At 36.3% G+C, this 24528-nt stretch carries 23 protein-coding genes; 16 read left to right on the plus strand and 7 right to left on the minus strand.

Annotated features, from left to right (window positions below):
- Positions 1 to 266: 266 nt before the first annotated feature.
- The 6 genes from QM481_RS03135 to QM481_RS03160 all read left to right on the plus strand — a co-directional run bounded on the left by QM481_RS03135 (position 267) and on the right by QM481_RS03160 (position 5415).
- Positions 267 to 1103 carry a glycerophosphodiester phosphodiesterase family protein gene (locus QM481_RS03135; RefSeq protein WP_283380622.1) on the plus strand — a complete coding sequence of 279 codons (837 nt, stop codon included), beginning with the start codon at positions 267 to 269 and terminating at the stop codon, positions 1101 to 1103.
- A 77-nt stretch (positions 1104 to 1180) separates the two neighbouring features.
- A complete protein-coding gene (locus QM481_RS03140) occupies positions 1181 to 1951 on the plus strand; it encodes an alpha/beta fold hydrolase (RefSeq protein ID WP_166553298.1) in 771 nt (256 codons plus the stop codon).
- A gap of 7 nt (positions 1952 to 1958) precedes the next feature.
- Positions 1959 to 2654 (plus strand): SAM-dependent methyltransferase, encoded by a 696-nt coding sequence (locus QM481_RS03145; protein WP_283380623.1) that lies wholly within the window; start codon positions 1959 to 1961, stop codon positions 2652 to 2654.
- Positions 2655 to 2764: 110 nt separating this feature from the next.
- Positions 2765 to 3406 carry an MBL fold metallo-hydrolase gene (locus tag QM481_RS03150; RefSeq protein ID WP_283380624.1) on the plus strand — a complete coding sequence of 214 codons (642 nt, stop codon included), beginning with the start codon at positions 2765 to 2767 and terminating at the stop codon, positions 3404 to 3406.
- A gap of 12 nt (positions 3407 to 3418) precedes the next feature.
- Positions 3419 to 4168 carry a CDP-alcohol phosphatidyltransferase family protein gene (locus QM481_RS03155; RefSeq protein ID WP_166553301.1) on the plus strand — a complete coding sequence of 250 codons (750 nt, stop codon included), beginning with the start codon at positions 3419 to 3421 and terminating at the stop codon, positions 4166 to 4168.
- A 245-nt stretch (positions 4169 to 4413) separates the two neighbouring features.
- A complete protein-coding gene (locus tag QM481_RS03160; protein ID WP_283380625.1) occupies positions 4414 to 5415 on the plus strand; it encodes a beta-ketoacyl-ACP synthase III in 1002 nt (333 codons plus the stop codon).
- Between the two features lie 202 nt (positions 5416 to 5617).
- Here the strand turns inward: QM481_RS03160 and QM481_RS03165 are convergent, their stop codons facing one another.
- A complete protein-coding gene (locus QM481_RS03165; protein ID WP_166553303.1) occupies positions 5618 to 5980 on the minus strand; it encodes a CoA-binding protein in 363 nt (120 codons plus the stop codon).
- Positions 5981 to 6146: 166 nt separating this feature from the next.
- Here QM481_RS03165 and QM481_RS03170 point away from each other — a divergent pair, with 166 nt between their 5' ends.
- Both QM481_RS03170 and QM481_RS03175 read left to right on the plus strand, forming a co-directional pair.
- Positions 6147 to 8189 (plus strand): hypothetical protein, encoded by a 2043-nt coding sequence (locus QM481_RS03170; RefSeq protein WP_283380626.1) that lies wholly within the window; start codon positions 6147 to 6149, stop codon positions 8187 to 8189.
- A 391-nt stretch (positions 8190 to 8580) separates the two neighbouring features.
- A complete protein-coding gene (locus tag QM481_RS03175) occupies positions 8581 to 9177 on the plus strand; it encodes an NUMOD4 domain-containing protein (protein ID WP_166553305.1) in 597 nt (198 codons plus the stop codon).
- Between the two features lie 49 nt (positions 9178 to 9226).
- Here QM481_RS03175 and QM481_RS03180 read toward each other — a convergent pair whose 3' ends face one another.
- From QM481_RS03180 to QM481_RS03190, 3 genes are all read right to left on the minus strand, one after another.
- On the minus strand, positions 9227 to 12964 hold the full coding sequence (locus tag QM481_RS03180) for a sensor histidine kinase (protein WP_283380627.1): 3738 nt from the start codon (positions 12962 to 12964) through the stop codon (positions 9227 to 9229).
- 206 nt (positions 12965 to 13170) lie between these two features.
- Positions 13171 to 14124, minus strand: coding sequence for a methylenetetrahydrofolate reductase [NAD(P)H] (gene metF / locus QM481_RS03185; RefSeq protein WP_166553307.1), 954 nt, complete (start codon positions 14122 to 14124; stop codon positions 13171 to 13173).
- Between the two features lie 26 nt (positions 14125 to 14150).
- The gene (locus QM481_RS03190) at positions 14151 to 14441 is read right to left on the minus strand and encodes a hypothetical protein (RefSeq protein ID WP_374760869.1); all 291 of its coding nucleotides are present in this window, start codon (positions 14439 to 14441) and stop codon (positions 14151 to 14153) included.
- Positions 14442 to 14683: 242 nt separating this feature from the next.
- On the opposite strand from QM481_RS03190, the gene QM481_RS03195 reads away from it, so the two are divergent.
- Both QM481_RS03195 and QM481_RS03200 read left to right on the plus strand, forming a co-directional pair.
- Entirely contained in the window at positions 14684 to 15433 is a 750-nt protein-coding gene (locus QM481_RS03195) for a L,D-transpeptidase family protein (protein WP_283380628.1), read from the plus strand.
- 139 nt (positions 15434 to 15572) lie between these two features.
- On the plus strand, positions 15573 to 16274 hold the full coding sequence (locus QM481_RS03200; protein WP_283380629.1) for a hypothetical protein: 702 nt from the start codon (positions 15573 to 15575) through the stop codon (positions 16272 to 16274).
- A 13-nt stretch (positions 16275 to 16287) separates the two neighbouring features.
- Here QM481_RS03200 and QM481_RS03205 read toward each other — a convergent pair whose 3' ends face one another.
- From QM481_RS03205 to kdsB, 3 genes are all read right to left on the minus strand, one after another.
- Positions 16288 to 16767, minus strand: coding sequence for a hypothetical protein (locus QM481_RS03205; RefSeq protein WP_283380630.1), 480 nt, complete (start codon positions 16765 to 16767; stop codon positions 16288 to 16290).
- A gap of 145 nt (positions 16768 to 16912) precedes the next feature.
- Positions 16913 to 17902 (minus strand): DUF1028 domain-containing protein, encoded by a 990-nt coding sequence (locus QM481_RS03210; RefSeq protein ID WP_283380631.1) that lies wholly within the window; start codon positions 17900 to 17902, stop codon positions 16913 to 16915.
- 128 nt (positions 17903 to 18030) lie between these two features.
- Positions 18031 to 18783: a 3-deoxy-manno-octulosonate cytidylyltransferase gene (gene kdsB / locus QM481_RS03215; RefSeq protein ID WP_283380632.1), complete on the minus strand. Its 753-nt coding sequence runs from the start codon at positions 18781 to 18783 to the stop codon at positions 18031 to 18033.
- A gap of 407 nt (positions 18784 to 19190) precedes the next feature.
- Here kdsB and QM481_RS03220 point away from each other — a divergent pair, with 407 nt between their 5' ends.
- From QM481_RS03220 to QM481_RS03245, 6 genes are all read left to right on the plus strand, one after another.
- A complete protein-coding gene (locus tag QM481_RS03220; RefSeq protein WP_283380633.1) occupies positions 19191 to 19850 on the plus strand; it encodes a DUF4905 domain-containing protein in 660 nt (219 codons plus the stop codon).
- Complete coding sequence (locus QM481_RS03225) at positions 19837 to 20829, plus strand: septal ring lytic transglycosylase RlpA family protein (protein WP_283380634.1); 993 nt, start codon at positions 19837 to 19839, stop codon at positions 20827 to 20829. Before QM481_RS03220 ends, QM481_RS03225 begins: the two co-directional genes overlap by 14 nt.
- Before the next feature lie 52 nt (positions 20830 to 20881).
- Complete coding sequence (locus tag QM481_RS03230) at positions 20882 to 21052, plus strand: hypothetical protein (protein WP_166553315.1); 171 nt, start codon at positions 20882 to 20884, stop codon at positions 21050 to 21052.
- 28 nt (positions 21053 to 21080) lie between these two features.
- Positions 21081 to 21851 (plus strand): TIGR02757 family protein, encoded by a 771-nt coding sequence (locus tag QM481_RS03235; RefSeq protein WP_283380635.1) that lies wholly within the window; start codon positions 21081 to 21083, stop codon positions 21849 to 21851.
- A gap of 321 nt (positions 21852 to 22172) precedes the next feature.
- Positions 22173 to 23330 carry a formylglycine-generating enzyme family protein gene (locus QM481_RS03240; protein ID WP_166553317.1) on the plus strand — a complete coding sequence of 386 codons (1158 nt, stop codon included), beginning with the start codon at positions 22173 to 22175 and terminating at the stop codon, positions 23328 to 23330.
- 147 nt (positions 23331 to 23477) lie between these two features.
- Entirely contained in the window at positions 23478 to 24434 is a 957-nt protein-coding gene (locus tag QM481_RS03245; protein WP_166553318.1) for a caspase family protein, read from the plus strand.
- Positions 24435 to 24528 lie beyond the last annotated feature (94 nt).

Consider the following 24528-nt stretch of genomic DNA (forward strand, 5'->3'; position numbering starts at 1 on the left):
GGCTATCAGACCTCTTAAAATAATACTAATTTTTATACAAACAGTTTAACTAAAGGAATTCTAAAGCAAGTAGATTTTGTTAATCTATAAGATTAGTATTTTTTAAAGATTCTTTAAAATTGATGTATATACCTATATTTCATGATAAAGGTTTTAAATTTGCTACTAGTCAAGTCAATTTTAAAGATGACCTAATCTAAATTTTATTTCATTTTCTACAGCTTCCTAAATCTTTTCAACAAACCCTTTTAAAAATCTTTTGAGGAATGAATACTGCTCGAAATTTTATTTTCCTGATTACTTCCATCATACTACTATTTAGTAGCATAAAAAGTTTTACACAGAATCTCAAAATCTGTGGACATCGTGGAGGATTTTATCAAAATATTCCTGAAAATAGTCCCACACTTTTTAACCATACTTATAAAAATACCAGTTCCTCCCCTATTATTCTTGAGTTAGACATTCGAGAAAGCCTCAATGGTTCTCTGTTTATCTTGCACGATACAAGTCTTGAGAGAACAACAACGGCAGCAGGACTCCTCAAAACATCTAGTGACTCGTTACTTTCAAAAACTTTTTTAAAAAATAGTCAAGGTGATATTACAAAAATACCTATCCCCACCTTCGATGAGATGTTGGTTTGGCTCAAAAATCATCCAAACGCTTGGTTAATGCTCGATGTAAAAGGTGGCTTGTGGAAAAAAGTGTACGATGCTGTACACCGATACAAACTCGAGGCGAGAGTACTTTTTCTTACTTTCAAACCCGAAGATACCAAAGAGGTTTTTCAACTTTCATCTACTACACATATATCTGCATTAATTAGAAATGAAGATGATTGGAACAGTATCCAAGCTTTTCAGCCTAATTTCAAACAGCTAATTGCCTATGTCAATCCTCAAACTCCTGTATCTGTTATTTCGGCACTAAAAGCTAAAGGTATTCGGCTTATAGCTGATTGTAGTGAAAACGCTAAGAATCACCCTAGTCCTTTTGAGCCTTCATTTTATCTAAATTTAGCTCAAACTATGCAATTAGATATAATGATTACTGATTACCCTGTCGAGGTAAGTCGTATCTTTGCAGAAAAAAACAAATAACATTCCTTCTTAGATTTTAGCAGATAAACGCTTTTTATTCGGAATGTACATTTAGTAGACAGCTCTCATATTCAAAAATGAAACTATATTATAGAAAAGCTGGCGAAACTGGCCAAGCAATTATTATTCTTCATGGTATTTTTGGTTCGTCGGACAACTGGCTTACCATCGGAAAAGTATTGGCCGATACATATCAGGTATATATGGTCGACCAGCGTAATCATGGTCAGTCACCAAGAAGTGACGAGTTCAATTACGAAGTAATGTCTGCCGACTTAAAAGAATTTATCGACGATCACCAAATCGAGAATCCAGTAATTATCGGTCACTCAATGGGTGGAAAAACTGTTATGCAGTTTGCGCTCAATTATCCAGATTCATTTTCAAAAATGATGGTAGTTGATATTGCACCCAAATTTTATCCAGTTCATCACCACATGATTTTGCAAGGGCTTGCCGCTGTTGATCTCCCGAATCTTACAAGCCGCACCGAAGCCAACGAAATATTAAAACGCTTTGAGGAAAAAGAAGGGGTTCGTCAGTTTTTGATTAAAAATCTTTGGAGAAATCCAGAAAAAGGAAATCAATTTGATTGGCGTATTAACGTCCCTGTTATCACCAAGAATATCGATGTAGTTGGACATGAGCTAAACAACGAGCACGTGGTAGACCAGCCTGCATTATTTGTTCGTGGCTCCGAATCGCACTATATCCAACCAGAAGATGAACGTCGTATTTGGGAAATTTTCCCAAATTATGAGTTAGTTACTGTAGAGGGTGCTGGTCACTGGATACAGGCAGACAATCCACAAGAATTTATCAGAATCACCAGAGAATTTGTACAATAGCGAGTATATGACCTTATATCTTATTCCAACTACGCTGGCACCCAATACCGCTCAGCAGGTATTGGCACCACAAATATTGGAGGTAGTCAAACAAACAAATTATTATTTTGTAGAAAATATCAGAACAGCTCGTAGATGTATCAGCGAACTCAAACTAGGTAAAGTCATTGATGAGCTAGTATTTTTCGAACTAGATAAAGATACCACTTCTGATAAAGTTCGTTCTTATTTTAAACAAATTCCAGCCGATGCCACAATTGGCGTAATGTCCGAGGCAGGCTGCCCTGGCGTAGCCGACCCTGGCGCTGTAGCAGTACAAATAGCACACGAATTAGGAATAAAAGTATGTCCATTAGTCGGACCATCCTCTATCCTATTGGGCTTGATGGCATCTGGTTTTTCAGGTCAATCTTTTATTTTCCATGGGTATTTGCCCATTGATAAAATTGAAAGACAGAAATCTTTAAAAAATCTAGAAAAAAGTGCTCAGAAACTCCAAACACAGATATTTATGGAAACACCATTCCGTAATAATCAATTTTTGGAAGATATTTTACAAACTTGTCAAGGCAATATCAAGCTTTGTATTGCGAGTAATGTGAGTGCAGCAGATGAGTTTATCCAGACCAAAACTATTTCGGAATGGAAAAAACAAAAGCCCGATTTGCACAAAAAACCAACCATGTTTTTGATGAGCGCTTGATGGATAGGTAAATAGGCAGTTCGGTATACTAGGTTCCACCACTATATTGCAACATTTACTATTCAGTAATTTTTATAACTTTGTCGATATAGACTTATTCTTACAAGAAAATGATTCAGATAGAAATATTTACATTTAATCCTTTCCAAGAAAACACCTACATTTTATGGGATGAAACCCAAGAATGTGTCATCATTGATCCAGGTTGTCACGTGTATGAGGAACGTAAGGCATTGACAGATTTTATTTCAGAGAAAAAGTTAAAACCAGTCAAGCTACTCAATACACATGCTCATATTGACCATATTTTGGGTAATGCTTTCATCAAAAGAAACTATAACATTAGCTACTTTTTACACGAAAAAGATCTTCCAGTATTAAACTCAGCACCTGATAGAGCAGCTTTCTGGGGGTTTCCTGCCTACGAACATTCTTCAGTAGATGAGTATTTGGAGGAAGGTAAAGACATAAGCTTTGGCAATAGTACCTTACAGGTTTTCTTTACGCCGGGACACGCGCCTGGGCATGTAGTGTTCTATGCCCAAGAGCAAAACTTTGTGATTGGGGGTGATGTATTATTTAAAGGTAGCGTAGGGCGTACTGACTTACCTTTATGTAGCTTCGCAGATTTAGAAAAAAGTATCAAAACAAAACTTTACACCCTTCCCGACCAAACCGTAGTTTACCCTGGCCATGGATCAAGTACGACAATTGGTTTTGAGAAAAAAAATAATCCATTTGTCAGACTTTAAGCACAACATAGCATGTTTTCAATCAAAAATCATATCCCTAATGCTCTCACATGTGGAAATTTACTTTGTGGAATTTTTGGGTTAAATATTGTTCTTTCCACGCCTGATTTTATTGATCAGCCCGATAAATTAATTTTGCCTTCAATCCTTATTGGGGTGGCATTAGTTTGTGACTGGCTCGATGGTTTTATCGCTCGCTTGGTCAATGCACAATCTCCTATCGGTAAGGAGTTAGACTCTTTAGCAGATATGGTAACTTTTGGTGTTTTGCCAGCCTTTATCATGCTCAAATTGATTGAAGGAAGTTGCACAACAGGTACTTGTACCGTAGGATTATTTGGTTTTTATAAACCCTATATCGCTTTTGCTCTAGCAGTGTTCTCGGCATTACGATTGGCCAAATTTAATGTTGATACCCGTCAAAGTCATTCGTTCATTGGAGTGCCTACGCCAGCCAATGGTATGGTAGTGGCGTCGTTGCCATTAATTTTGGTGTATCATCCCGAATACCGTGAATATGTACTCAATTACAATGTTTTGATTATTTATTCAATTGTAATGTCGTATTTATTGGTAGCCGAGCTACCGCTCTTTGCCTTGAAATTCAAGAACTTTGATTGGAAATCCAATCAGGTTAAATATATCTTCTTAATACTTTCATTAGCATTAATTTTGGTCTTTAAATTCGTTGCTATTCCGTTGGTTATCTTTATCTATATTTTGATTTCGATTGCTGATAATTTGATGGGAGAGAAAAAGTAACTATTTCCAAAATCATGAAAAGAGCTTCTTTTAAACAAAAGTTTGAAAGAAGCTCTTTATATTTTAGGTATGATGGATATCTGATACTTTTTGTTTAAACAAGCACTACCACTGAAAAAGGTAATTTTTTCATACTTTTACACAAAATATTAATAAAAATAGAGAAAATAAGATTTTCGAAATAAGAATACGCTCTTGCTATTTTTCATTCATATCAACAACTAACTAATTCACTTGGCAAAAATATGTATTATTCAAAAATTGTTGGACTAGGACATTATGTTCCTGAAAATATCATTTCAAATCAATATCTCGAAAGCATCATGGATACCAACGATGCTTGGATTACCGAACGAACTGGTATTAAAGAACGTCGCTATTTTACTTATGGAAAGGACACTAATGCCTCAATGGCTACCGAAGCCGCTAAAATTGCGATTGAACGAGCAGGATTGAAGCCTCAAGAAATTGATTTTATTGTTTACGCTACAATTACTCCCGACTACTATTTCCCAGGACCAGGCTTTGTATTGCAACGTAATTTGGGCATGCAAAACATTGGAGTCCTAGATATTCGTGATCAATGTTCGGGATTTATATATGCGCTTTCAACTGCTGACCAATTTATTCGTTCGGGAATGTACAAAAACATTTTGGTCATTGGTGCTGAAATACAATCTACCTTTCTTAATCATACCACCGAAGGAAGAGGCGTAGCTGTAATTTTTGGAGATGGTGCAGGTGCTGCGGTAGTACAAGCCACTACCGACTCATCGCATAGAATTCTTTCAACACACTTACATGCCGATGGAACGTATGCCGAAGATTTGTATGTAAAAGACCCAGGCAGTAGCCGTCCAAAGCGTTTTTATGATGATTTATTCGAAGATAAAAACACTGGAGAAGTCATTATGAATGGTAATATGGTATTCAAACACGCTGTAGTTCGTTTTCCAGAAGTAATTAAAGAGGCTTTGGAAAAAAATAATTTATCTCCTGAAGATATTGACCTATTAGTACCACATCAAGCCAATCTTCGTATTTCGGAATATGTGCGCCAACAAATGGGCTTGCCAGAGGAGAAAGTGATGAATAATATCCAAAAATATGGTAATACCACCGCAGCATCCATCCCAATTGCTTTAAGTGAAGCTTGGGAAATGGGGAAAATTAAAGATGGAAATCTGGTATGTCTAGCTGCCTTCGGAAGTGGATTCACATGGGGCTCTGCTTTAATTAAGTGGTAGTTATTTAATTTGAAGATTAGTTAATTTGAAGACTAATCAATTTGAAGATTTGCCAATTTGAAGATTTGAAAATGTTTCGTAGATAGAGAATAAGGTCGATAAATAGAGCTAAACAACCTCATATTTTTTATCAATCCTTTCAATTATCATTAAATTTCCCAATTAGCACATTTTCAAATCTTCAAATCTTCAAATTTTCAAATTAGTACTGTCCTGTTGAGAGTAATACCAAGGTACAAGCTTCTTCTACGTCTATTCCTTTACTTTGTGCCAAAGTCTCAAACTCAGGGTTTTCTGTACCAGGATTAAATACAATTCGTTTGGGATGCAAGCCCAGAATATAATCATAATATTCTGCCTGATGTTGTGGTCCGATATACATGGTAACTGTATCAATATTTTCCAATGCTGGAAAACCATTTTGGATAGGAATAGAAGCCACCTCTCCTTTTTTTATTCCTAAAAGCGCTACTTCGTGTCCGTGATTCAAAAGCATATTGGTTGCGATGTAGGCATATCTTGCAGTATTGGTCGTTGCGCCAATCACTAATGTTTTTTTTGCCATAAGTATTTATATATCATTTGCTTACTCTACTACTTAAAGTAATATCAAAGGCAAAAAATATGTAATTTTCAAGAATTTGTTTACTTTTAAAACAAATTTAAGAGAACTAATAGTTTCAGTATTGCTGACATTTGTTAGGTTCCATTATCCATTTTTATATTAATCTATGAACATCCCAGATACACATGATGGTTTTTGCCAGCTTTGGGCAAACAATCAGCAGCACTTAATTGCGCCCTATCTCAATGGGCAAAGCCAATTCATACCACATCTTTTGCCCGAATTGGCGGTTAAGATTCCAACCGCCCAAATAGCTTATTTGCTAGAACGAAAGCTAGGGCAAGCAACTTTCTATCAAGCCATTAACCCCAACAATACCGTAGATAGCCCAGTTAAATCATTACCCGATGGACAATGGCTCAAAACGGTAAATATGGTCGGTATCAATGTTCGAACGATTCAGAGTTTTTGGAATGTAGTAAAGTACTCTCTCACGCTGCCTGCTTCGCAATCTTCAATTCACTTGTTGCCAATTTGGGAATGCGGCGTGGTAGCAAGTTTGTATGGCATGGCTGGGTGGAATATTAATCCAGAATTTTATGATGTCGAATTAGCGAGCTACTATCCTCATTTGGATACCGTCGAAAAGCAATTGAAAGTGGTAGTAAACATACTTCATGCCTTGGGAAAAACAGTGGGTATGGATGTGATTCCGCATACTGACCGTTATTCAGAAATTGCTCTTGCCAATCCTCAGTATTTTGAATGGTTGCAACGAAAAGAATTTGAGATTTTAAACCATGAAGAAAATCTACATCTAAAAGTTCAAGAGCGTATTTTTGAGTTCTTACAACAAGTAGGAGCTTCGGTAGAAATGCCTTATCCAGACAATGTGGAGGCTTTTTTTGATAATTCTCAAATCAGTGAATCAGATAGAATTTTAGTATTATTTGGTCAGAAAAAAGACCTTTGGGGACGAAACGGACGCCGTAATCAGTTTATAAGCTATTTGTTTGAAGAAGGTTATGAGCCTGTGCCTGCCACTATGGCTCCACCCTATCGTGGTTTGGTAGTAGACCCACACGATGATGCAAAGACTGTTGATGAAGATGGTAGAGTATGGCGAGACTATGTGATTGCGAAACCACAAAATATGTCTCGTGTCTTTGGTCCGTTAGGTAGATTTAAACTTCATGAGGCTAAAAACAATAATGCTGACTGGGAAATTGATTTTGAAAAACCACGTGTAGAAGTTTGGGAGTATGTAGCTAATCGTTACTTATCTTTTGCACTCGATTTCAATTTTGATTTTATGCGTGGCGATATGTCACACGTGCAGATGCGTCCAGAAGGTACGCCTAGTAACCCTGATTTGTATTACGATATTCATAAATATATCAAACACTTTATTCGTCAACATAAACCTTCGTTTGGATATTTTGCCGAAAGCTTCTTGGCTCCGCCTAACGAAATGGCTTATGGCATCGAAGAAGAGCATTTGGAAGGCTCAGATACTGACTCTACCCTTGGCGACTTGCAGTCGATGGTCGTAGGCTCAGCACGATTTATTGCAGAATTTGCACGTTATCATGAATTGGCCCAAACTCGCAGTTTTGCGCCTAATTTTACCATCATGACCGCAGACAAAGACGATCCGCGTTTTGATGAATTTTATCTTAAAGGAAACGAGTTGCGTCTTTTTCTGGCATTCTTTTTAACAGATATGCCATCGTACATGAGCTTAGGTTATGAACAGCGCGACCCGCATCCTGTACCTGCTCCAAACGAAAATTATACCAAACTATATGTTTTCCAGCTCGATGAAGGACCAAAGGCGACCCATGGTCCATATATTTGGGGTAAAAATGGAGAATTATTCCATAATTTAGAGCAAATAAAAACAATCGCTGACCAACTAATGCCAGATATTCTTCATCAAAAAATACAGTGGTTGATTAGCCCATCAATAGAAAATCAACATAAGGTAATTGCTTGGAAAATTGAGGGAGATACCGACTACGTATTTCTTGCAAATCTAGATATTGAGCAAGATATTACAGCTATTGAGCTAAAAGGAGCATTAAACGGTACAGAACTCAAAAATATTTTTTCAACTTTTGCATCACCATTGCAAAATATTATGCAATCAAATGATGTGTTTATCGTTAATAGTCTATTGGCAGGAGAATGTAAGATTTTTAAATTATAAGTAATTTTTAATTCTCTTTTTAATATATTTACTCAAGCAGTTCGTTATATTTATGACGAATTGCTTGAAACAAAATCACTGATTTTATAGTTATCCTAAAGTGCTATATTTGATTAGACCTAACCCGATAAAATGACAAACTCTCGTAATCTTATTGTTGGATTGCTCGCTACAATAAATCAATTATCATTGACAATGTTTGATTTAAGGTTATTACATGAGGTTTACTAGTTGCACTAGATGAGTAGCATACACCCTAAGCTTCAAGAAGTTACCCTATAAATCATATTAATTACGTTACTTACTTTATAAAATTTAATTGATTAGAAACAAACCAATTACACAATAGGTTTAGTCCATGTTATTTGTATAATCCTTAATCTTTACACCCATGACAGAAAAGAAAACAGCGTTGAAAATCAACAAAATCAGTAGTTTCTGGAACGAGAAATGGGTGGATATTCCGTTCACTGAAGTAGAAAATCCTCCTCGTTATCAGGTATCCAACTATGGAAGACTTAAAAGTTTCCAAAATGACCCTGTAAATGGCGAAATTATTGCTGGCTCCAAAATACAAGGATATAAGTCTTTGAATATCAGAGCAAAAGGCAATAAGTCTTTAAATCGCTATGTACATAAACTTGTAGCTGAGTTCTTCTTGAAAAAAGACTCAGATGAAAAGAAATTTGTCGTCCACCTTGATCACGACAAGCTTAACAACCACTGGGAAAATTTGAAATGGGTAACACGTGATGAAATGACCATTCATAATCGTGATAATCCAGCCGTGAGAGACAAAGTTATTCCAAGAAGAACTAAGAACTATAAGCTCACAGAAAGTAAGGTTTTGATGATTAAAAAGATGCTTCGCTCAGACAAAAACCGTCTGAAAATGATTGCAAAGCAATTTGGCATCACTCACACCCAACTCAATCGCATTCGTTCTGGTGAAAACTGGGGCCATGTAAAGTTGGACGATGAAAAATAAAAAGCGGTCGGAGATTAACTCCGACCGCTTTTTATTTTTATGGATCGTATTATTGATTCAAAGGCAAGGTAAAGTAGAATGTTGAACCTGAACTAGTTTGCGTCTCGAACCAAATGCTACCTTTGGCATTATCAACAACCCATTTTGCCAAGGCAAGTCCTACACCAGAGCCTTGTTCCTTCGTACTAAAATCAAGCATAAAAATTTTACTACGGTCTTCTTCAGGGATACCTATACCGTTATCGGTTACACTAAACGTTATAGCCTCGATTCCTCTTATGAGACGTACCGTAATAATCGGACTACGGTGTGAAGGTACCGATTGAATCGCATTTACAATTAAATTTTTGATAATATTCCCCGTAAGATGTCTATCGCCTACCACGTAAATCGAATTGGCAGGAATATCCTTAATCAAGCGAATAGTTTTATCCTCTAAGAATAAATTAATCACCATGGTTGCTTCTGCTACTATGTCAAAGACTTCCTTCTTAGGAATAGGCATTCGAGCAAAATCTGAGAAAGAGTTGGCAATGTATGATAAATTATCTATCTGACCTGTTAATGAATCTATTTGGTCTTTTATTTGAACAGCATCAATCGTTACCCCACGTGAAAGCTTATGTTGCAATAATTGCAAAGATAACTTCATTGGCGTCAAAGGGTTCTTGATTTCGTGCGCTACCTGTTTTGCCATTTGTTGCCACGCCGACTGCTTATTTGAATCTGCCAAGGCAATTTTTGACTCCTCCAACTTGATAAGCATTTGATTATAAGCTTTTATCAAAACGCCTATCTCATCGTCCGAACGCCAACTTAATGCCTCATTGGTTTTACTCAAATCTATTTTCCGTAGTTTATTCGTAATAATCCGCAAAGGAACCGTAAGAGCATTCGAAGCAAAGAATGACAAGAGTAACAAGATTACAAAAATAGTAGTAAAGGCATTTAATAACGAACCTATTACAGCACTTACTTCTTTCTCATACCATACTTTTGAGTCATAAAAAGGAATACTGATAATACCTAATAAGCGACCTTCGTTGGAGCGCATACCTAGAAAGGAAGTGGTAAATGTTAGATTACCCAATTGTTCACTCAAACTTACTTTTAGTTCCTTTTCTTCTATCAACTTGGTATAAGCCAATGGATTCAAGTATTTTGAAACCATGTTAGTTTGATAGATTAAGTTTTTATTGGTTGCTAATAACTTTCCTGTTGTATCAAAAATACTGACGAACTTCTTACTATTCGAAACAATTTTTGTCAAGGTATCAGATAGAAACTCTTCACTCATTTTGCCTTGAGCATATTTTTCCACCGCTGGCCAAACGCTAATACTAACATTTTCGGTCTGACTCAAATATGACTGCGATTGACTTTCGGCCAATTTTGTTCCAATAATACTCAGGGTTATTCCTACCACTAATATCAGCGGAAGCAAAAACGCAACATTCAAATAAATTTGTATTTTAGTTGCCAAACTTACATTCATGCGGGTAAAACCATATCTAACCGAATACAGTAGCATCACACAAATAATAGTGACTACTAACACTAAAAACAAAAATGAAAAGTTAGAATATAACCCAGAAGGAGTCATTTCTTCGGAAGAAACAATAATCTTTCGATTGTTTTTACCTGTTACACCTAAGTGTTTGTAGCCGCTGTTGGTAAGTCCTTCGGTAAATAAGAGAGGGTTATTCAGGACAGATAAAGGCATTTTACGCTCATAATTATAGCCCTTTCCACCAGAATTGACGATATGTCCATTTTCATATACGGCAAAACTAAAATTACCTAGTTCCAACTGAGAACCATCAGACATCGTCAAATCAGAAAAGGCATCTTTTGTGATACCATCTCTTTCTCGAAGATCCAAAACGATATACCCTACTTTTTCATCAAAATTGGTTGCCAAAGGAATAAACTCAACATATTGCTTTACAAACCCATTGCGCGGTTCGTTGATAAAAAACAAGTCAGGATAATTGGTTTTATATTTAGGCTTGTTATACTCTTTTTCATACATAGCATAACTTGAAGAGCCATCTACGTTAGATAGTGAATTGCCTGATGGGTCAAATACGGATATTTCCACATCATAGTAGTCAAAATAGTTGTCTAACAAAGATTTTTTGAAGTAATTCTGCACTTCTTCTCGTGGCAAAACGGCTTTTCGTGCAATTTTCAATAGGGCTGTATCTTCTTTTACTTGGGTAATAAGTTTGCTCAATAGAAACTCACCTATCTCATCGTTTTCGGCCAAGTACTTTTTCCCTAATTGTTGTTTCATTACTAAGTCTCTCCGAATGGCTTGCTTATAGACTACATTGGTAGCCATAGCCGCACAAATAATCGATGCCGAAAAGAAATAAATCGTAGTTTGGTATCTAAAAGTATAGAGATAACGAGGAAACTGCATCCAACAAATCAGCCCAATATATAACGCATGCAAGCTCAATACACCTATTCCGATGTCCAATAGCAAAGCCCAAAACACCATACAAAGCAAGGATACCACAAACAATAAGCCCATGTAAATCAGTGGTTTTGTCAAACGCAAAAGCTTGATAAACAAATTTATGAGCACATGCGTTGCCAGAAAATACACTAAGCTCACCAGTAAAAAGATACCAATACAAGAAGTTTTGAGGGGTCTATCCCAAAAATCAATACTTAAGGATAGGTCTAGTCGGTACTGAGAAAAGATATATATATTGACTAAAACAAAATAGAGGCTTTTGTAAATATAGAAACTCAAAAAGACAAGAATGCTAGCAATGGTTATTTTTAGACTTTGCGAAACGTGCATTACCCAAAGATAAAATTTCATTTTGTAGTAATAATTCACCAAGTATAACAACAAGAAAAATACTACAATCAAATTGAGCATTAAATCTCCTAGAGAAGGTACAATAGCAGATGACGCATAAAATTTGGGATTGAACAAGTTACTTTCATAGAAAATAAACGGCAAGGAGTAAAACAACATTACCCCTCTCAAACCCAATAAAAAAACACCCAAAAGCACAAAGGCTTTTTCATATTGATGCTCGTGATTGAATACCCAAATCACACTCAACACAAATACTGTCAATAAAAACAGCCCTAATACACCAAGCACAATCACATTGACAGGAATGGATTGATTTTTTAAGCTATCCGCCTTAGGTGGCGTAACAACAAATAAGAAAATCTGATCTTCGGTATGAATATTTAAGTGTGAATTATTAGATTTTTCGACACTTAAATTTTGTGGGTCTATCGAAAAAATAGCAGGATTATACGTAGACTTCAGATGATTGGTCTCTGATTCGTATAAGCGAAATAGTTCTATCAATGAAAATATTTCATACTCTCCTGTCTGCCCATGATTTACCACAAATTTATTCCTGTCTATTTCAAAAGAACGAGCCGTATAAGTTCCTCTTACTTTTTCATATTCAGGGACAAATCTTGAGTCTGACCAATAAATCAGTTCGTGGTTCTTGAAAATAAAATACGGATGTGTCGCTTGAACAGCAAATTGAGAAAACTGAGGTTTAGGCCCTAGTGTTTGTAGTGTAGCGATTATTTTCCGTAAATCTTCCTGCGAAACATTTACCTCTTCCTGCACCTTTTGCTGAACGTCATACAGGTACTTATCCTCGGTGGCGCTTACGGGTCCTTTTTCACTTAAAAAATAGACTAAAAAGGCCAAGCCAAAAGTCAGCAAAGCCAGTCCAAGAAATATTTTTCTCTTTTGTACTATAAATCGTATGAAGGATTGTAAATGTATTACCATGTATGACAATTATCTCTTATATGAGTTTTGCAATTAATTTGGATTCTATTGTCTCAAAAATAAGCAAGTAACTTGGATTCTTTGAGTAATTCAGGATGAAACTGTTTAAATGGTTTTGAAAACAGCTTTTCTTTTATGAATTAGCGTTAAAAAAAAGAGGCAGGCTCCAAGAAGCCTACCTTTCCTTTAGTTTTTATTTGCTATTTTTAAAAAATTGCTTGAGCAATTTTTTGAGTACTTTCTGATTTTGACATGGTGTAAAAATGTAAAATCGGTGCACCAAAATCCATCAACTCTTTACATTGTTGAATACACCATTCGATACCCACTTGTTTGACATCTTTATCCGATTTACAGGCATTTACCGCATTCACTAAATCAATCGGAATATCCAAATGAAATATTCTCGGCAATACCGTCAACTGCTTACGAGTCGCTAACGGCTTGAGTCCTGGAATAATAGGAACGTTGATTCCTTCTTCACGGCATTTTTTCACAAAATCAAAATACTTTTGATTGTCAAAAAACATTTGAGTGACGATATAATCAGCTCCTAATGCAACTTTTCTTCTCAAATACTCAAAGTCGACTTGGAAATTGGGAGCTTCAAAATGTTTTTCGGGATAACCTGCCACACCAATACAAAAGTTTGTTGGCGCACTTTCGGTTTCTTCATGCAAAAGCTTTCCTTGATTCATACTTACAACTTGCTCAAGTAATTCACTAGCGTAAGCATGACCTCCTTTTTCTGGCACAAAGGCAGCATTGCCCTTCACAGGATCGCCACGTAGCACCAATACATTATCGATACCGATATAGTGTAAGTCAAACAAAAAGTCTTCGGTTTCTTCTTGCGTAAATCCTCCACAAATCACGTGTGGCACAGCATCTACCTTGAATCTGTTCATAATAGAAGCACAGATTCCGACCGTTCCCGGGCGTTTACGAGTAGGGATTTTCTCAATTCTTCCATTGATGACTTTCTCAATAAATTCCTCTCGGTGATAGGTAACTTCGATAAAAGGAGGCTGAAACTCCATCAAAGGCTCAATGTTATTCATCAATGTTTGAATACTTTCGCCTTTTACAGGTGGAATAATCTCAATTGAGAAAAGTGTTTTCCCTTTTGCTTCCTCTATATATTTGGTAATTTTCGTCATTTGTAAGTCGTAATTAAAAATTAAATCTATCGTTGTAGTTCAACCACTAAATTTTCCCATTCTTTTTCTAATGAATAGGACGGCATTTTGGACTTGGCACGTGAGTACCAATAGTTGGCATTCCAATTGTCGCCTTCCTTACGATGCAGATAGGCGTGTAAACGATCATAGGGTTGACTTCCTTCGTTTGACTGAGCTATTTCGTGTGCAGATTCCCAATCGCCTTTTGCATCATACCAAAGTGCTTTCAGAAATATATTACAATCTTGCGGAGGAAATTCTTCCGACAAGGTACTTTTCAAATAAGAGGCTGTAATCATTGTTGTGTATAGGATTCCATTTTGAAGCTGGAAAGTTACGCTATATGGTCAATTCAATAAAATATTTTTCAGAAAATCTGATTGCAACTATTAAATTTGGCATAAAAGGAATTCTATCCCTTCCTTGATTTTTGCACACTTTTTTGTACCTTGTTTATGAGACTTTCACACATAAACACGTCATAAGCTTACTAATTGACTTTTAAATTTATTTGAACCTTTAATATTCAATCCGAACCATGAAACACATTTTCCTAGCCTTTATTACACTTTTAGGCTTCGGAGGTTTTGCTCAGACAAATCCTTCTTTTTACGCTAAACAATTACAGTTTCCTCGTGTGCGAGAAGCTGTCAAACTCAAAGGAAAGGCTGTGGAGGATTTATTAAAATCAAAAGGTATCAATATACAAAAGTATGATATGTTTATTCGTGCATTTAAAAAAGAGCGAATCCTTGAAGTTTGGGTTAAAAACCAAGAAAGTGCACAGTACACTTTAGCTAAAACCTATGATTTTTGTGCCACTACAGGCGTATTAGGACCTAAACGCCGTTCTGGTGACAGACAAATGCCCGAAGGTTTTTATACCGTAAATGCGTTCAATCCTCAAAGCGAATATATTTTATCCTTTCGGGTAGGTTATCCTAATGCTTCTGACTTGAAATTTGCTGACCCTGTAAACCCAGGCGACAATATTTTCATTCATGGTTCTTGTTTGACCATTGGTTGTATTCCTGTCGGTGACGAGCTTATCAACGAACTATATTTGTTTGCGATTAAAGCAAAAAATAGCGGTAATGATATTCCTGTGCATATTTTTCCTACAAAATTGAGTGACGACAATTACAATGCTTTAAAACAAGAATTTAGTTCAAACAACGACTTAATCGAATTTTGGTCTTGGCTAAAACCAGGGTATCAGTACTTCGAAACTACTCATAAACTCCCTAAAGTGACTATTGCCTCAGATGGGAAATACGTAGTAAACTAAATTAAAAAGCCCAGAACTTAATATTTTCATAAACAACAGGAGGCACGATAAAAGCTCGTGCCTCCTGTTGTTTATAAGCGATATATCTCGTAATATTCGCAACTAATACCTTCATTCAAGCTCTGAATCAAATCATTTTATGAAAAATATTATATCTATTGACGCTATCAAAAAATTTGGATTTGAATTTCTATCTATCTTCATTGGTGTTTTTGCAGCCTTTGCACTCGATAGTTGGAACGAAACACGGAAAGATAAATATGTCGAAGTCAAGATTTTATCAGAAATCAATAATGGTTTAAAACAGGATATTCAAGATATAGAACTCAATGTGTTAGGACATAAGCAAGGAATTGAAGCTACCACTTTCTTTCAAAAAGCTATATTATCCCTACCTATCAATCATGATTCGACCAATGTTTACTACTTTAGATTGTTTCGTGATTTTATTTCAACCCAAAACTCTTCTGGTTATCAAACTCTTAAGTCGAAAGGATTAGAAATCATCGATAATGATTCTCTTAGGTCACAAATACTTTCTCTATATGAAAACGACTATAATTCTATTAGAAAATTAGAGGAGGAATATTCAGAATTACAATTTCATAAGAACTACTATTCTAAATTTAATGACTGCTTCGCAGAAAACTTGATTTTTGATACCAAAGGTGTAGTAAAAGGTATTAATAGCCCGATTGTTCTTACTACCAAACAAAAAAACATTCTACTTCTTGACCTTTACAGAATCAAAAGAAATAGAATGTTTGTGTTGAATATTTACGAAGATATCATTGCAAAAATCCAAGCTCTTCAACAAAGCATTGAGGAGGAATTACAATAAAGTACTTTGCTTTTTAAAACGTATATCTGAAAGATAAGGCAAACTCATCGCCCCAAAATCCAGAATAGTTGATAATGTTCACTGTAGGTTTCCAGTCTAAACTTATCGCCAAAGGGATTGTTCGTACTTTACCTTCCAAACCCAGAATACCATCTAAACCCAATACTGTACGTTTATCGCCAGTCAACCAGCTTGGTCTGTCATCGCCCCATGTGTAGACGTGACCACCGCCACCAATAAACCAGTTGAAATCTCTTGAATTAAAGGCTCTTCCATGAACCTCATACAAACCTGTTAGACCAAATCCACGATAGCGGAAAGTACCAATGGCTTCAAAGGCAGCATTTTTGTTTACAAATGTTTTGAAAGTGATACCATTGGCTGCTCCCAAACGCAAGCCCAAAGCTGACTTGTATAATTGTGCACTAGAGCGGTAACTAATTGTAGATACTAAGGCAAATACGAGAGCAAAAAATAAGAATTTAGTTTTCATAAAAGTAAGATGTTTAAGCAATAAAATTAAAAATGTACAAAAGCTAATCGAGTGGAACTGTATCTAAGTAAGGACTTCAACAACTCCACTTCTATAAAGGATAAACAATAGATATTAGTATATAAAATTGAGTATTCGGACAAAACTAACGTTTTAAAAGCTGTTGAAATTCTTTTTCTGAAACAGTCAAAAGCCCTACTTTAGGGAGTCTTTTAGTCATTTCTAACCAGTTAGTATCCTTTGCATAAATCTTTTTTAGCATCGCACTTGCTTTCAATGTTTGATGACTATTGGCCAGAGCTATAGCTGTCCAATATTGCATTTCTAAATTATTGGGAAACATTTTCATCGCTGCTCCGTACTCCTCCATCGCTTTTTTCATATCGTTTTTTTCCACTGCCAAATCTCCCTCATTCATGTGCTCATAAGCTCGTTGAACTTTCAACAATCGCGCTAACTCGACAAGTGGTAAAGCGTGGTCATCGACCCGTAAATCCACTTTATGGTTGTCATCCCAAGGCTTTCCTGTGTCTGTTGCGTTTACCACTAATAATGCAGCAGACTGTTTTCCACGGATATCTCCTCCTACAGCTTGAGCGGCTTCCATTGCTTTTAAAACTCTTTCAGCAAGCGGTAAATTAGCACTTGATTCAAAAGCCTTTGCCATGGCAGCGGGTACTTTATCTGTAAGCATCATATTACTTTGTACTGAAAACTGAGTCCCCTTTACATGACCTGCATAATCTACACAATTTTTGCCAGTATGTACAGCCACATTTCCTTTTTGATCAACAATTCCAACCTGACGTACTTCCTTCCCTGCGTCATCAGATAGTAGAATATCCAGTGTTTCTTGAGCTGTTTTTCCAGACTTCAGCAACGATAATCCTCTAATGCCAAAAGATTTGTTTACAAAACTTTGAGTAGCAATAGCTCCAACGCCTGCTTCAGCCCACGACACCGTTGTCCCTACACTGAACCAGTGACTTTGAACACCAACCGCCATATCACCCGTTTGAGGGTCGCGTGCAACTATCGAAAATGTATGTGCGAATGCTTCGTTCTGTTGCGTTTTTTGAGCTATACCCGCCCAACTTGTAAGGCAAAAGGTAATTAAGTAAAGTAGTTTTTTCATCGTTGTTTGTTATTTGAAGTTGATTTAAAATTTATACTGCAAAAAGAATTATTGGAATACACCTTATAAATGGTGAACACTGAAGCATAAAAAAGGTTATCAATACATTATTGATAACCTGAATTATACTACTTCTTAAGTCTTTCTACGGCCTCTTTTAAATCCGCAGGTACGTCGATTCCAAAGCTATCATACGGGGTAATAGCGACTTTGATTTTATATCCATGCGCTAGCCATCTCAATTGCTCTAAAGATTCGGCTTTTTCGAGAACAGCCATGGGAAGCGAGGTGATTTTACCTAAAATATCTTTTCTATAAGCATAGATACCAATATGTTTATAAAAATCATGAGCATTGAGCCATTCACTTTGTTCAATTCCACGCAAATGCGGAATAGTCTGACGTGAAAAATAGATAGCCTCATTCAACTCATTAAAAATCACCTTCGGAGTATTGATATTAAATAAGGTTATTTCATCTTCGATTTTTTTAATCAAGGTTGCTAATTCTGTATTCCCATCTAAACAACCCGCCAAAATTTCAATTTGCTTTGGTTGAATAAAGGGTTCATCGCCTTGTATATTAATCACATAATCAAACACTTCATTAAACTCTAGTTCTACTTTTTGTAAGGCTTCGAAACAACGGTCTGTACCACTAGGATGCTCTGTTGAGGTCATGACTACAGCCCCACCAAACGCCTGAACGTGCTCAAAAATACGTTCGTCATCGGTAGCTACAACCACTTTTGACAATACCTCTGCTGAACTTGCTTGCTCATAAACACGTTGAATCATTGATTTCCCTCCAATATCTACCAAAGGTTTAGCAGGGAATCGAGTAGAAGCATATCGCGCAGGAATTATTCCAAGAATTTTCATATCATTAGTTTTCAATAAAATGAGCTTAATTTTACATTTCTCTCCGTAATTAAACAAGAGTTTGACATATTTGTTGTTACTTAAAAGATACGCCTCGAGATGGAAGTATTATTTTAAATAAGATTTATTCAAACTCGAAGGTACTATACGTTTTTGGCATCAGAATTGATTATTAATTGATATTTGAGATGACCAAAAGCATTTTTCAATCAGGGCGTTAAATTTAAGGAAAGGGTATTGATAAATAAAGTACTTTGTTAGTAAAGTCTTAATTTTGTATGAAGATGATAGTACAACAAATCTTGAGTATTTGTCAAAAAAGCAGAAAAACAAACTGTCTCTCCAAAAATTAGGAGTACATTATTCATACCTAAAACCTTTTTTCTTCGTTAATCAATTACTTGTTTGTGAAAAAACTATTTGCGTTTACATTTCAAGAAAAAATCTGGAATATTCAACTTAGTGAGCACCATTTAGTTGCAGAGCTAAGAAATGAAACACTTCGAAAAGTGGAGCTCATCTGTATAGATTTAGTCAATGCAGCGCTCATCTGGAAGCAAGCCAGCCCTATCAATACATGGTGGCAAAGTCTTGGGAAACTTAATAATGACCTAGTGGAACTCATCGAGTTTTCGGAAGAAACTAAGCCACAAGTTACCCAAAAACATTATTTAAACATACAAACAGGCGAAATATCGGAGTACATACCTCAAATATCAGATAATTTTTCCAGCCAGTCTTATCGTCATTTGCAACCAATTCATTATACGGAGCAAAACGAGTATTTTCCAGCGATTCATCGATTCCTTTACCGTTTATTAAATGTAGATATTCAAAAAGGAGTAGATTATTTAGAATATAAAGACAAGATTATTATTTCTTATTATCTTTACCAAGAAAACAAACTCTGGAATTACCTTCTAGTGGTGAACAATCGTAAAGAAGTATTGCTCAACGAATTACTTACTGAATCAGAGGGATTAGGTCTCGGCACCTTCACTGTTAAACCAGAAATTTTACTATATGTTAAGAACAAAAGCCAATTACACGGTTATGAGCTCAATTAAAAAATCCATTAGTGAATTAACATTTACCTGCTTGGTTTTGACAGGTTCAGCCGTTGTTGCCGAAGCCAAAGAGGTAGTAAAAGATTCTTTGGGTTTGATTAGAGAAGGAGACAAAACTTTTGTTAAATATAAAGTGGATCCTAAGCAAACTTTGTTCTCAATCGTAAAGAGATTTGGTAGTAATGTGCCAGAATACAAGGCTGCAAACCCAGGGGCACCAGATGGTATTAAGGTAGGAGATATTCTGAAAATTCCATACAATAGAACTTTGCGTACTATGGGAAGCTCATCTACTGCATCGACACCTCCTGCACGTAAGCCTGATCCTGCACCACAGTATCCAACTACGCCACCTCAACAGCAAGTTCCTTCTAATACAAATGCTCCTAAAATGGTTACACACCTTGTAGAACCAGGACAGGGTTTGTATGGAATTGCAGCAAAATATCATATTGCGGTAGCTGATATTCGTAAATGGAATAGTCTTTCTTCTGACAATTTGGAAGTGGGTCAAGTATTGATTATTGATCCCGCTGAAGCCAATAAAAGAAACAATACAGAAGCACGAAATTTTATTCAAAAGGTAGATGTTCAGCCCAATTATCCAACTACGCCGGCTAACACTCAACCTACCTCTAGCACGCCAGTGAATACCTCAGAGCCAGAAGTAAAACTTTCTTCTGAAGTAAGTCGCTCTCAATCAGGATTTAAGAAAACCATAGAAACAGGCTTGGCTGAGCTTATAGATGTAGAAGATAAATCAGGAAAGTATCTAGCGTTACATCGTTCTGCTCCAGTGGGAACTTTAGTGAACGTCAAAAACGTTGCTAATGGACAAAGTATTTGGGTAAAAGTTATTGGTCGATTGCCAGACCTTGGTGCCGACAAAGTGGTGATTAAATTATCGCCTCGGGCTTTTGAAAAACTCAATCCCGTTGACAAACGAATCAAAGCAGAAATTAATTATATGACTCCTTAATTCGACCAAGGGATATTTACGGAAGTAACTATCCCTTGTTTGTTTTTATATTATGCCAAGACAAAAAAGACCACTGACAACTGGAGGAATCATTTTTAATATCCTCTACACATTAGCTTTTCCAGCTATTGCTACTTTTGCATTTTTATATACGGTATTGGTTTGGATTTTATCTATTCCATCTAAAATTATTGCCTTTGTGGCATCAAAAATCAAAAAATAGCAAGCCTTTTATTCCTATCGCCCTTATAATGAACTCATTTGTGATAGAACTCTTGGAAGAAAAATTCCAAGAGTTTAACCAACCTAATTTTATACCCAACGACCCTATCTGTATTCCTCACTCTTTTAGTCAAAAACAAGATATTGAAATTATGGGATTTTGGGCCTCAATACTTGCTTGGGGACAACGTAAAACCATTATCAATAAATGTAATGAACTTATTACTTTGATGGATGGAGCACCACATCAATTTATTACCCAACATCAATCTTCTGACCTAAAACGCTTCCTCAATTTTAAGCATCGAACCTTCAATGCTACCGATACCCTTTATTTTATCGAATGGTTTAAAGAATATTATGCAAAATATCACTCCCTAGAGGATGCTTTTGCACGATTTTTGCATGATACTGATCATACAACAGAAAATGCACTGATTGGCTTTCATCAACTATTTTTTAGCTTGGAAGACTATCCTCAAAGAACCCAAAAGCATATTGCAACGCCATTGCGAAAATCTACTTGTAAGAGAATTAATATGTTTTTGAGATGGATGGTTCGCCAAGATAACAAAGGTGTTGACTTTGGTATTTGGACTCGTATCAAACCTGCCCAACTGATTTGTCCTTGCGACGTTCATGTGGATCGTGTTGCACGAAAATTAGGCTTGATACAACGTCAAAAAACAGATTGGCTAACGGCATTAGAGCTTACCGAAAATTTAAGAACTCTTGACAAAAACGACCCTGTCAAGTACGACTTTGCTTTGTTTGGTCTCGGCGTAGAAAAAGAAATGTAGATTTCCGCCACAAAATCTGCACTACTTTTATCTTTTCATTGACTTTTTAACAACATTCCTAGTCTAAAGTTGTGCTAATTTCACAAATGCAACTTTTTCTAAACTAGGGCTGTACATTTTTATATTTCTATAGTGTATGCTATAGAAGCTTACTTCCTATTTTCAAGTAGTTTAACCATTAATTTTTATGACTGTAAATCCGAACTTATTAACTCCTCTGCTCCTCTATTTTGATACAACAGTGATGTATTCAGGCACATAGCGCCTATCCGTATTGATTAAAATAGCTTAAACCACACTTGTAGCATCTAACTTTAATACATGAAACTGATTACAGCGTTATTACTGTTTGGTTCGATGTATGCCAGTGCCCAAAGTATCCAACATGTTGATTATAAAATCGATAACGACCAAGTAGTTGTGGATTATGACCTTATGGATGGTGGTGCACAAAATATATCTCTCCAATATAGTATCAATAACTCCATCTGGAAAAGTGTTCCATTGCATGCATGTAATGGCGACCTTGGAGTTGTAGAAACTGGTAAAGGCAAACGCATTGTTTGGTTACCACTTACACACCTAGAAAATCTTTCGGGTCAATTAAAAGTAAGAGTCTACGGCACCAATCTCCCTCAAAGTATCAATACCTCCATGCTATTAGTCAAAGGAGGGTTATTTCTCATGGGTAATCTTCAAGGGAAAGAAGATGAAAAACCTATTCGATATGTAAAAATCAATAACTTCTACATTAGCAAATTTGAGGTAACCGTTAGCGATTTCCGTGCGTTTATCAATTCTACTGGCTATAAAACAGACGCTGAAAAAAAAGGAGGTAGCTATATTTTTAATGGCGAAAGATGGGAATTAAAAAAAGGGGTCAACTGGAAATTTGACCCATCAGGAAGTCCAAGAACTGACATGGAAGACAACCACCCAGTGGTTCACGTTAGTTGGAACGATGCCCAAGCCTATTGTAATTGGTTGAAGAATTCTACAGGCAAAGCCTACAGACTACCCACCGAAGCTGAGTGGGAATATGCGGCAGGAAATGCCGATAAACATACCAAATTTAGCTGGGGTAACTACCAGCCTTTTAATATTCGGGTGAGTAACCTTGCTGACGAAAATACCGCCAGCGTTTTGAAATGGACTAAAAGTAGTGATAGAATTTTTTGGGGTTATCAAGACGGTTTTGTGTTTACAGCACCAGTTGGTTCATATACACCCAATGACTTAGGGATTCACGACCTAACAGGTAATGTCGCCGAGTGGTGTTCAGATTGGTATTTACCAAACTATTATAATCAGAACCAAAAAGATAATCCACTAGGACCGCCAAAAGGACATGCCAAAATAGTGAGAGGAGGTAGCTGGGAATCCTCCCCAAAAGAGACCCTGACCTCAAGTCGAAGCTATCAACAGCCTGAATTTAGGTCATGTTTTATTGGATTTCGCATCTGTTATTCGGACTACTAATAGGTAAATTAGCAAGTAAAACAAAGGCCTTAACAATCGTATTTATCTGACAATAAACATAATAGCCTTAAAGATATTGCTCCAACACTATTACCTATTTCCTTGCTTTCAGTTTATTTTAGTATTATTCTAAATCATCCTTATCTCATGAGAATACTGATATGTTTACAAGTTTTATTCCTGCTCATACTAGGAAAATTTGACTCAGAGGCACAATATATCTCGATTCAGGGCATAAGTCCTGTTCATGCGGTTAATATTACAAAGAAAACCACTACCAATAAGCAAACTACGCCTGCCAATGCAGCTCCAGTAACGCTATTGCCTACTCCTGCTAGCCAAGTTGTAAGCTCAAATCCATATCTCAACAACACTCCTATGCCGAGCAGAGGGCGACGTATTGCGCTATTGATTGGTAATGGCACCTACAATTATGGAGGTAGTTTGGGCGAAAATCCCAAAAACGATGTTCAGGATTTGGGTAAAGCATTAACCGCTTTAGGTTTTGAAGTAAAAATTTTAGTTGATGCAAATTTGCTAAATGTCAAACAAGCCATTAAAACTTTTCAAGAAAAAATTACTGGTGCAGAAATGGCCACTTTTTTCTACGCAGGTCACGGAATGGAAATTGCAGGCAAGAAATATATTATTCCTGTAGATGCCCAACTTAAGCGCCCTGAAGATTTAGACGATTTTGCCTACAATATTGACTTTTTGTTTAGAAGACTTAAAACAGGTGGTGCCAAACATAACCTGATTGTATTAGACGCTTGTAGAAATGACCCATTTCAGATTCAAGCCAGAGCCAATATTGAAACAGAAAGAGCGTGGAAAGATGCTAATGTCTTTAGCCCTATCCAACTCAACAGATTTAATGCAGGTAACGTATATTTGGCTATGGCAACCGACTGGGGCAATAAAGCGAAAAACGGATACGGTCGAAACGGGGTTTACACAACACAACTATTGAAGTTTCTAAAATCTGGGGAGCGCCTTGAAAGAGTTTTTGACTTAACAGGTATTCAAGTAAAAAGAGAAACGCAAATGGAACAAAACCCTCAATTCTTCAAAGAAGTATCTATTGCAGATGAGTTCATTTTTTAGATTTTTTGATTATTTAAACGTTGTATTCTAGCCGTAGAGACGCAATACTTTGTGTCATAAGCCAAGTCAGACATAGCATAGTAGTATCAAAAAA

It is taken from the genome of Flectobacillus rivi (assembly GCF_030056655.1).
Lineage (GTDB): Bacteria > Bacteroidota > Bacteroidia > Cytophagales > Spirosomataceae > Flectobacillus > Flectobacillus rivi.